The sequence below is a fragment of the Amycolatopsis rhizosphaerae genome (genome assembly GCF_007713715.1).
Taxonomy (GTDB): Bacteria; Actinomycetota; Actinomycetes; order Mycobacteriales; family Pseudonocardiaceae; genus Amycolatopsis_E; species Amycolatopsis_E rhizosphaerae.
In genome coordinates this window covers 1-8,927 of the sequence record NZ_VJWX01000293.1, presented here as the reverse complement: position 1 = coordinate 8,927, position 8,927 = coordinate 1, and the positions used below count along the sequence as shown (strand labels likewise).

General features: G+C 68.2%; 9 protein-coding genes and 2 pseudogenes. 7 read left to right on the top strand and 4 right to left on the bottom strand.

Annotation, left to right across the window (positions count from 1 at the left end):
- Positions 1-382: pseudogene (locus FNH05_RS24705) on the bottom strand (hypothetical protein); the annotation flags it as partial.
- 111 nt (positions 383-493) lie between these two features.
- On the opposite strand from FNH05_RS24705, the gene FNH05_RS24700 reads away from it, so the two are divergent.
- Both FNH05_RS24700 and FNH05_RS24695 read left to right on the top strand, forming a co-directional pair.
- A complete protein-coding gene (locus tag FNH05_RS24700; RefSeq protein ID WP_222426703.1) occupies positions 494-1,357 on the top strand; it encodes a phytanoyl-CoA dioxygenase family protein in 864 nt (287 codons plus the stop codon).
- Between the two features lie 382 nt (positions 1,358-1,739).
- Positions 1,740-2,714 carry a nucleoside hydrolase gene (locus tag FNH05_RS24695; RefSeq protein ID WP_222426702.1) on the top strand — a complete coding sequence of 325 codons (975 nt, stop codon included), beginning with the start codon at positions 1,740-1,742 and terminating at the stop codon, positions 2,712-2,714.
- A 157-nt stretch (positions 2,715-2,871) separates the two neighbouring features.
- Here FNH05_RS24695 and FNH05_RS24690 read toward each other — a convergent pair whose 3' ends face one another.
- A complete protein-coding gene (locus FNH05_RS24690) occupies positions 2,872-4,212 on the bottom strand; it encodes an HNH endonuclease signature motif containing protein (protein ID WP_246127925.1) in 1,341 nt (446 codons plus the stop codon).
- A gap of 159 nt (positions 4,213-4,371) precedes the next feature.
- Between FNH05_RS24690 and FNH05_RS40090 the strand changes: the two genes are divergently transcribed.
- From FNH05_RS40090 to FNH05_RS38880, 4 genes and pseudogenes are all read left to right on the top strand, one after another.
- Positions 4,372-4,572 carry a hypothetical protein gene (locus tag FNH05_RS40090; RefSeq protein WP_425458487.1) on the top strand — a complete coding sequence of 67 codons (201 nt, stop codon included), beginning with the start codon at positions 4,372-4,374 and terminating at the stop codon, positions 4,570-4,572.
- Positions 4,545-4,961, top strand: a pseudogene (locus tag FNH05_RS24685) (transposase); the annotation flags it as partial. The gene FNH05_RS40090 and the pseudogene FNH05_RS24685, both read left to right, overlap by 28 nt.
- A gap of 70 nt (positions 4,962-5,031) precedes the next feature.
- Positions 5,032-5,852 (top strand): IS5 family transposase gene (locus tag FNH05_RS24680; protein ID WP_144591100.1). Its coding sequence is split into 2 segments (ribosomal slippage): positions 5,032-5,386 and positions 5,386-5,852, totalling 822 coding nucleotides; the frame shifts between segments, so codons are not numbered across the junction.
- Between the two features lie 22 nt (positions 5,853-5,874).
- Positions 5,875-6,009, top strand: coding sequence for a hypothetical protein (locus FNH05_RS38880; protein WP_281287631.1), 135 nt, complete (start codon positions 5,875-5,877; stop codon positions 6,007-6,009).
- A 110-nt stretch (positions 6,010-6,119) separates the two neighbouring features.
- On the opposite strand, the gene FNH05_RS24675 is transcribed toward FNH05_RS38880, so the two are convergent.
- Together FNH05_RS24675 and FNH05_RS24670 are read right to left on the bottom strand one after the other, a co-directional pair.
- Positions 6,120-6,593, bottom strand: coding sequence for a hypothetical protein (locus FNH05_RS24675; protein ID WP_144591097.1), 474 nt, complete (start codon positions 6,591-6,593; stop codon positions 6,120-6,122).
- Positions 6,594-6,639: 46 nt separating this feature from the next.
- Complete coding sequence (locus tag FNH05_RS24670) at positions 6,640-7,263, bottom strand: transglycosylase SLT domain-containing protein (protein WP_144591096.1); 624 nt, start codon at positions 7,261-7,263, stop codon at positions 6,640-6,642.
- A gap of 119 nt (positions 7,264-7,382) precedes the next feature.
- On the opposite strand from FNH05_RS24670, the gene FNH05_RS24665 reads away from it, so the two are divergent.
- Positions 7,383-8,855 (top strand): alpha/beta hydrolase, encoded by a 1,473-nt coding sequence (locus FNH05_RS24665; RefSeq protein ID WP_144591095.1) that lies wholly within the window; start codon positions 7,383-7,385, stop codon positions 8,853-8,855.
- Positions 8,856-8,927 lie beyond the last annotated feature (72 nt).

Here is an 8,927-nt window from a genome sequence, read left to right as displayed (position 1 = left end):
TCATCAGGCCGAAGCCGATACCGAGCTCCGCGGCCGCCGCCCGCCCCGCCTCGGCCACCAGCCGGGTCGATTCGGCAGGCGAACCGATCATTCCGCTGTGGTGGGGTGGGTAGAACTGGGGCTCGACCCACACCGCGCCTGCCGCCGCCGCGTCCTCGACGACCTCACGCACCAGCCGGGTCAGGTCGTCCGGGGTTCGCAGTACCGCGCACGCGGCCCGGTACTGCCCGGCGAACTCGGTGAACGAGCCGTAGCCGCGGACCGGGGGCACCTCGATCCCGTACCTCAGGGCGAGTTCGGCCAGGGTTTCCGGCCGCATGGCGCCTTCGAGATGGATGTGCAGATGCGCCTTCGGTAGCGCGGACAATGATCTGCTGCTCATGAGTGGTCACCCTAGGCGCGGGAAAAGACGTCGTGAAACGACGTTGTGTCGGTCAGGTAAAAGAATGCCGCCCGGGGCTTCGGTGGTATTTCGCGTCGCATAATGGAGGACATGCCGATTACTCCTGCCGCCGAAGCCGCGGTCTTCGGCCCCGTCATCGACGAGGCCACTTTGGACGCTCTTGAACTGTGTTATCGCGAGAACGGTTTCGTCGTGCTGCGCGGTGTCTTCACCGTGGAGCTGATGGACCGGATGGAAGCCGAGTGTGTTGCCGCGCAACAGAAGGTGCTCGGCGGCGAGTTGCCGGAACGCTACGGTTCGACAGTTTTCCTCGATGACGCCTCGAAGGCCGAGCGTTTCGTGAACTATGTGGAGTACGTCAACGAGATCTCCCCGGCCGTACACCAAGCGGCGACCCATCCCGTCCTGGCCACCGTGCTGCGCAGGCTCCTGGGCGAGCGGGCCTGGCTGCGCGACCGGTACAACCACGGCATCGTGTACCAGGATGCCCGGCCGGGCAGGGAATCCGGATACACCCGCATCGGCTGGCATTCGGACTGGCAGTCCGGGCCGAGCCTGGACATCTGGCCGTCGACCGCCTTCACCTTCCACCTCGACGGGACCTCACCGGCGAACGGGTTCCTCCGCGTGGTCCCCGGAAGCCACAACTGGGCCACTCCGGCTCCGTACCGGAACGTCAACGACGTCGAGGTCCCCGCCGACGCGAAACCGGTCGGCGGTCACAGCGACGCGGCCCCGCCATTCGAGATGCCGTTGCGGTTCGAGACGATTCCCGGTGAGGTTCCGGTCTTCACCGAACGGGGCGACATCATTCTGCACGACTGCTACCTCTGGCATTCCGCGGCCAGGGCGACCGAGGAAAACACCACTCGGCGGCACGTTCGCGGTGGCTACTACGGGGGCGACCGCGCCGCCGAGCGGGTGGAGCAGTTCATCAAGAACGCCGCGCGCTGATCCTCACGTTTCGATCGGGTAGGAGTCGCACTGCCTGGCCATCACGTGGTCACGGGCGCTGACCGTGATGGCCGGGTCGGTGGCGCCGGTAACGCCGAGATCGGGATGGTGGAAGAACACCACCGAGTACCGGGATGGGGACCTGCTCGGTCATGGGCTTCTCCAGCGCGGACGAAGGAGGGCCGCCATACCGCCGTTGGCTGGTTGATACCCGGACGAGCAGTGAGCGTAGCGCAAGGACCCGCGGTCGACCAAGGTTACGCGCCTGCCCTCGCGGGGTTGACCCGGTCCAGCGCGGTTGTATACCGTCTGCTCCGGTCGTCATACCACTCACCGATGCCGCCAAGGGCGCCGGAACCGGTCGCAGGATTGAGGATTCTCCGTGACTGTGCTGCCCGGCGCGCCCGCACCCGTCTATCTCGACTGCGACACCGGCATCGACGATTCCGTGGCCCTGGCATACCTGCTGGCCTCGCCGGAGGTCGACCTCGTGGGCATCGGCACGGTCAGCGGGAACGTCACCGCCGCCCAGGGAGCGCGCAACACGCTCGACCTCCTCGCCCTCGCCGGCCGTCCCGGCATCCCGGTCGCGGTGGGCGCGCACGACCCGCTCGTGGGCAGGTACGGTGGGGCGGTCCCGCACATCCACGGCCGCAACGGTGTCGGCGATGTCGAACTGCCGGCGTCCGAAGTGGACCCGGTCGGCGAGGACGCCGCGGAATTCCTGGTGCGGCTGGCCAAGGAGCACGGCGGTGCGCTTCGCGTGGTCGCGGTCGGCCCGCTGACCAACCTGGCGCGTGCCCTGGAACTCGAACCCGCGCTCCCCGGCCTGGTGTCCGAGGTGACGATCATGGGGGGTGCGGCGCTGGTCCCGGGCAACGTCAGCGCCGTGGCGGAGGCCAACATCGCGAACGATCCCGAGGCCGCGGCCGTGGTGTTCGCCGCGCCCTGGGATCTGACGCTCGTTCCGCTGGACGTCACCCTGGAGAACACGCTCGAGGAGGAGCACCGGCGGGTGCTGCTGGCTTCGGCCGATCCCTTCCTGATCGGGCTCGGCCGGATTCTCGACGTCTACTTCGACTTCTATGTGGACCTTTACGGCCGCCGCGGTTCGGCCCTGCACGACCCGCTGGCCGCCGCGATCGCCGCGGGCGGGATCACCCCGACGATCGCCCCGCGCGTGCCCGTGGTGATCGACGCGACCGACGGCCCTGGCCGCGGGCAGACGCTGTGCGATCTGCGCGGCCAGCGGCGTGGCAGCGTGGACCGGCCCGGCGCCCGCTGCCGGGTCGTGCTGGCCACCGACGCCCCGCTCGCACCGCACCTGCTGGACCGGCTCCTGGCCCGGTGGGCGTGAGGCGCCCGGTCACCTGCTGCGCGTCACGGTGTTCGCCGGGCCCGCCGAAGCCATCCGGGATGGACGGTTCCCACCGAATGGAACTGCTCGGCCGAGCAGCGCGACACGCGCCGCGTGCCTGGCAAGCCGAACGGACAGGCGGCAAGCCGCTTCGCGGTCAACGGCGCCCGCCCCGGGCGCTGGTCACCGGGTAGCTTCGGGGGCGCCGAGCGCACTGTGGCGGACGGCCAGGGCCACACCATGCGGTCAGCGTACTGAACTGGTAACTCGTCCATTGTGTACTTTCACTAGCCGGCCTGTCCGGCGTACGCCCAGGAATCGGGGCCCAGGCGGCGGTGATGAGGGGTTCGGGTTCGCTGCGGTAGGTGCGACCGGCCGGGGTGGTGATCTCCAGCGTCCCGGTGCCGGTCATGCGGTGCTGCCAGCCGGGCTCGTCCTTCAACCGGTGATCCCGGCGGCACAGGCCGCAAAGGTTGGTGCTGTGAGTGCCGCCGCCCTGGGCCCATGGTTCGACGTGGTCCAGATCGCAGGCCTGGACCGGGCGGTGACACCCCGGCACCCGGCATTCCCGGTCGCGCACCTGCACGAGTTCTTTGGTGGCGGCGGGTGGCCGGTAGCGGTGGCGTCCGACCTCGATCGGGATACCGGTCATGGGGTCGGTGATGACCCGCCGGATCGTGGCATTGGCAACGATCTCCCGCGCCAGTTGCGCGGGGATCGGCCCGTGTCCGGCGAGTTCGGCGGGTTCGTTGCGCAGCCCGGTCCAGGTCAGGAAATCCAGGTATACGAACACTTCCGCTCGCGGCGGTTCCACCGGCCGCGCGACGCTGAGGCACAGATCGGAGAACACGTCCGCCCGTAGCTCGTCCAGGGTGCGTTCCTCGCCGTTACCCCGCAGTCGCCGGGCGACGCGATCGACTCGGGTGTAGATGGTGGCGGCGATCTCGGCCGGGAGATAGGCGTACAGGGTGGCCATTCCGTCGTCCTCGTGGCACAACTGGACCTTGCGTCCCCGCTTGCGCTCCTCACACCGCTGCGCGTGCCCGTCGGGATCGACCCGGGCGACGGTCCTGTTCACCAGGCGCCGCACCGACGTCGCATCCCGCGTGGTGATCTTCCCCGCCACCAGGGCATCCACCTCTCGCGCCTGCTCGTCGGTGAGGACCGAGGTTTGATCGGCCACCTTCGACGCCCGATACGGATCCAGCACACCCCGCCTCATCGCCTCATACGTCCCGGGCAACCGCCGCACCAAATCCCGGGCCAACGACACCTGACCCTCCGCCTGACGCGCACCATAATGCAATTCCAGGGCAACCTCCTTCGCCACCGAATCCGCATCCCCCAACGCCGCCACCGCGGCCAGCTTCACCGCCTGACACGTATTCGCACACGCCTCAGCCGCCGCGATCAGCGACAACACCTCATCCCGCTGCAGTGCGGCGATGCGGTCGTACAGTTCCGGATCGGGCCCGGAAAACCCCCAGTTCTCGGTCACCCCACAAGCGTATCGACGACACACTGCCAACAGCATCACACGATCAGGGACACTTCGAACACAAATTCGAACACGCGCCCGATGGGGGACTGTCTCGGTAACGGCGCTTTCCAGCCTGACGCGCCGGACGTAGGTCCGGCGGGATGGGCACTGTGAGTGATGACCTCTGATGCTGTGAGCACAGACGGGAAGAAGATCAGCAAGTCGGGGCGATCGTTGTCGCCGGAGCAGGCCGCCGCCGCGGAGATGGTGGCGTTGGCCCGGGAGAAGGGTCTGGATCTGACGGGCCCGGACGGCGTGTTGAAGCTGTTCACCAAGAATGTGTTGGAAACAGCGTTGAACGAGGCACCGACGCGGTGATCGGGGAGATGGAGGAATGGCGCAACCGTCCCCTGGACGCGGTGTATGCCGCGGTGTTCGTGGATGCGATCGTGGTGAAGGTGCGTGACGGGCAGGTCGCCAACCAGCCCGTCTACGCGGCCATCGGTGTCACGCTGGACGGAAGCAAGGACGTCCTGGGGCTGTGGGAGGGCACCGGTGGCGAGGGCGCCAAGTTCTGGCTCTCGGTCCTGATGGACCTGAAGAACCGTGGCGTGAACGACGTGTTCTTCCTCGTCTGCGACGGCCTGAAAGGGTTACCGGACTCGGTGACCGCGGTGTGGGAAGACATCAAACCGATCTACAAGGCACCCAATCAGGATGCGGCGCTCGCCGCTCTCGATGATCTGGAGGAAAAATGGAGTAAGAGGTCCTAACAGAATGATCTTGGTGGTGTGGTATTGATCTTGCCAATTGTTGATCTTCTGGCGGGAGGTTGTGGTGGCCCAGCGTCGGCCGTGGGACGTTGAGGACGGGTTGTGGGAGTTGATCGAGCCGTTGCTGCCCAGGGTTCAGCGGCGGTTGCGGCATCCGGGGCGTAAGCGTCTGGATGATCGGAAGGCGTTGTGCGGCATCCTGTTTGTGTTGTACACGGGCATTCCGTGGGAGTTCTTGCCGCAGGAGATGGGTTACGGCTCGGGCATGACGTGCTGGCGTCGGCTGCGGGATTGGCAGGAGGCCGGGGTGTGGCAGCGGCTGCATGAGTTGCTGTTGGCCAGGCTCAACGCGGCTGGGTTGATCGATTGGTCGCGGGCGGCGGTGGATGGGTCGCATGTGCGGGCGGTGAAGGGCGGCCCAAAAGCGGTCCCAGCCCGGTCGACCGCGGCCGTACCGGGTCCAAGCATCATCTGATCACCGACGGCGGAGGGATCCCACTGGCGGTGAGGCTGACTGGCGGCAATCGGCATGACGTCACCCAGCTGATGCCGTTGGTCGAGGCCATCCCGCCTATCCGCGGCAGACGAGGCCGCCCGCGACGGCGGCCCGGTGTGGTGTTCGCCGACCGGGCCTACGACCACGACAAGTACCGCAAGCTGCTCCAGGCCAAGGGAATCCAGCCGATTATTGCCCGCCGGGGCACCCGGCACGGCTCTGGACTGGGCGTCTATCGCTGGGTGGTCGAGCAGTGCTTCGCGCTGCTGCACTGGTTCCGACGTCTCCGCATCCGATGGGAGGTTCGCGACGACATGCACGAAGCCTTCCTCAGCCTCGGATGCAGCCTCATCTGCTGGCGCCGACTCAAGAACCACTCATTGTGTTAGGACCTCTAAGAAGTATCGGGCGATGATCCGGTTGTGGCGCAACGCGTGGGAGGAGTTCATTCCGTTCCTTTCCTACGATGCGATGCGCTGGAAGCCCGTGCTGAACGCGCTCGCCGTCACCTTCGGTGACCGCTGGCCGGCCGCCGAAACCTACTAATCAACAACTGGAAACACCGTTGCTGAGACGGACCCCCCGATGAGGTGGTCTTGGAAGAGCGGGCTGGCGTGTGGCCGTTGGTGGTTGATCTGCTTCGCGGGCCGCTCAGGTCACTCTCCGGCCAGTGCGGACACCGCGGCGTCGATGATGCTTCGCGAGTAATCGCTCTGCTCGTCAGGGGTGACGATCGTGACCAGGGTGAGGTTGTGCCCGACGATTGCCGCGTCGTACGGTTCGAACCTCCCGTTCCGGGCGTACGGATCCTCTTTGACGAGTGCGGAAAACACGCGCGCCGGGCACGGTTCGTAGAGGAGGGAAAAAGGTCCCTCCGGCGAATCGGGGATTTTGTAGCCGTGCTCATCCCAGTCGGCCACCATGTCGTCGTCTCGGGCAACCAGGATCGTGCCTTGTCGTTGGGGAAGATCCTGACGTGTCGACGACCATTCGCGGAACCCTGAATCATCATGGTCGACGAGGGCAACGCGCATGTCGGTCCAGTGCCGTGCCCATTGGTTCAGGAGGCGGGTCACCGCGGGACCGGCCGGACCGGCAGCGATGAGGACGGTGTCGAACCCGGTGATCATGGAAGTCCTTTTGGTGAACTCTGACGGCAGTCTCCGGGGGAGGGCTTCATCCGTGTGTGACGGCTTGGCCTGCCTTGGTCCAGTTGGCGTGCAGCGTGTCGAGATACGACTGGGCCTGGACGCCGGGGGTGGTGCCGCGGGCGAAGGCCCTCATGTTGCCCGGGCCCGTGTTGTAGCCGAGCGCGAGCAGCTCGTCGGTGGTGAGGCGGCCGGACCGGGTGGCGGGCAGTTGGGCGGCCAGGTCGTGCAGGTACCAGGCCTCCGCCTGGATCGCCAGGTCGGGGTCACCGGGTAGGTCCTGCCAGTCGCGGCCCGCGAACGGGCGGCCGCGCTTGGTCTCGTCGAACGCGGCCCGGTGCATATTGGCCACACCGAACGCGGCGTCGGGGTGGAGTTGCTGCCAGGCCCGCTCCAGTTCGGGGTCGTGGGGCTTGTACGACTCGTTGTAGAGGATCGCCATGACCAGTTGCGCGTCCACCCCCGCCTCACGGGAGTGCGTCACCACCTGTGCGGCGAATTGCGCCGGATCCTGGTTCGAGGTGGTCGGGGCCGAGGCGGACGCGCTCGACGGTGCCGGTGTTGCCGGCCCGCTGGGTGCGTTGCCCGTCACGGCGCATCCGGCGAGCACCGACACGAGCACGGTCAGGGCGATCCGCCGACCCCATCGCATAGTCCCGCCTTCCACTGGTCCCCAAGCCTGCACGATTCCATCATGGGGGGCGGGCCCTACCCCGATGGCTGGGGGTCGCCGGATGGTCCGCGCGACGCACCGAAGACAGGCTGTCGGACATGAAAAAGATCGTTCTGGCCGGCGCGCTCGTGGCGGCGTTGGTGGCGACCGGCATGCCTGCCGCCGACGCCGCGGCGGCCGATTCGCCGGCCTGGGGGCCGTGCCCGGCCGCCGCGAACGGCAGCCCGCTGGATCCCCGGCAGCAGTGCGCCACCCTGGCCGTGCCGCTGGACTACCGCGACCCCGGCGGCCCCCGGATTTCCCTGACCATCTCCCGGATCCGGTCCGCCGAACCGCGTTCCCGGCGCGGCGTGCTGCTGCTGATCCCCGGCGGCCCTGGCGGCTCCGGACTGAACCTGCCTTCGGTCGACGCGGCCAAACTGCCCGCGTCGGTGCTGGACAGCTACGACCTGGTGGGCTTCGACCCGCGCGGGGTGGGACGGAGTTCCCCGGTGTCCTGCGACCTCCCGGCGGCCGACCTCGATGTCCTGCCCTGGCCGGACGCGGACGGCGGCATCGCGGCCAACGTGACGGCGGCCAAGGAAGTGGCCGACGCCTGCCTGACCCGAGGCGGGCCGGTGCTGCGCAGCATCGGCTCGATCACCGAGGCGCGCGACATCGACCGTATCCGGCAAGCACTGGGAGAGAACAGGATCTCGTACTGGGGCGTGTCCTACGGGACCTACGTGGGCGCGGTCTACGCCACACTGTTCGCTTCGCACACCGGGCAGGTGGTGCTGGACAGCAACGACGATCCCGATCCGCGGCTGCTGGAACGCGGATGGCTGGCCAACTACTCGATCGGCGTGGAAGACCGCTTCCCGGACTTCGCGGCCTGGGCCTCCGCGGCGGGCAATCCCTACCGGATCGCGGGCACCCCCGCCGAGGTGCGTGACACGTTCCTGGCGCTGGCTGCCCGCCTCGATCGGCGGCCACTGCCGTGGCCCGGCGCGAAACCGCCGGTGCTGAACGGAAACACGCTGCGGGAGACCCTGCTCGGGGCCTTGTACTCGGACAGCCGGTTCCCGAGGCTCGCGGCGGTCATGAGGGCCGCGCTGGACGGCACTCCGCTGCCCGCGGCGAGTGCGCCGCCGGAGCAGGCGGTGCAGAACACCGACGCGGTGGCGGTGGGCACGCTGTGCGGCGATGTCGCCTGGCCGGACTCGATCGACGGCTACGCCGGGAAGGTGGCCGCCAACCGGGCGGGCTACCCGCTCACGGCGGGGATGCCGGTGAACGTCGCCCCGTGCGCGTTCTGGCCGTCCGCTCCGGCCGAGCCCGCGGTGCGGATCAGCGACCGGGGGCCACGGAACGTGCTCCTGGTCCAGAACCTGCGTGACCCGGCGACGCCCTATTCCGGCGCGCTGAACCTGCGCCGTGCCTTCGGCGACCGGGCCGTGATGGTCACTGTCGACTCGGGCGGCCACGAGGCCTACCTGGCGAACGGGAATCGCTGCGGCGACAACGCGGTCACCGACTTCCTGGTCACCGGTCAGCGGCCGCGCGCGGACGTCTACTGCCCCGCGGGCTGAGGCCCGTGAGGGGACCCCTCACAGCAAATACGGCCAGGGCCCCGGCAAAGCCCGGCCCGCTCGGCGGTGCAC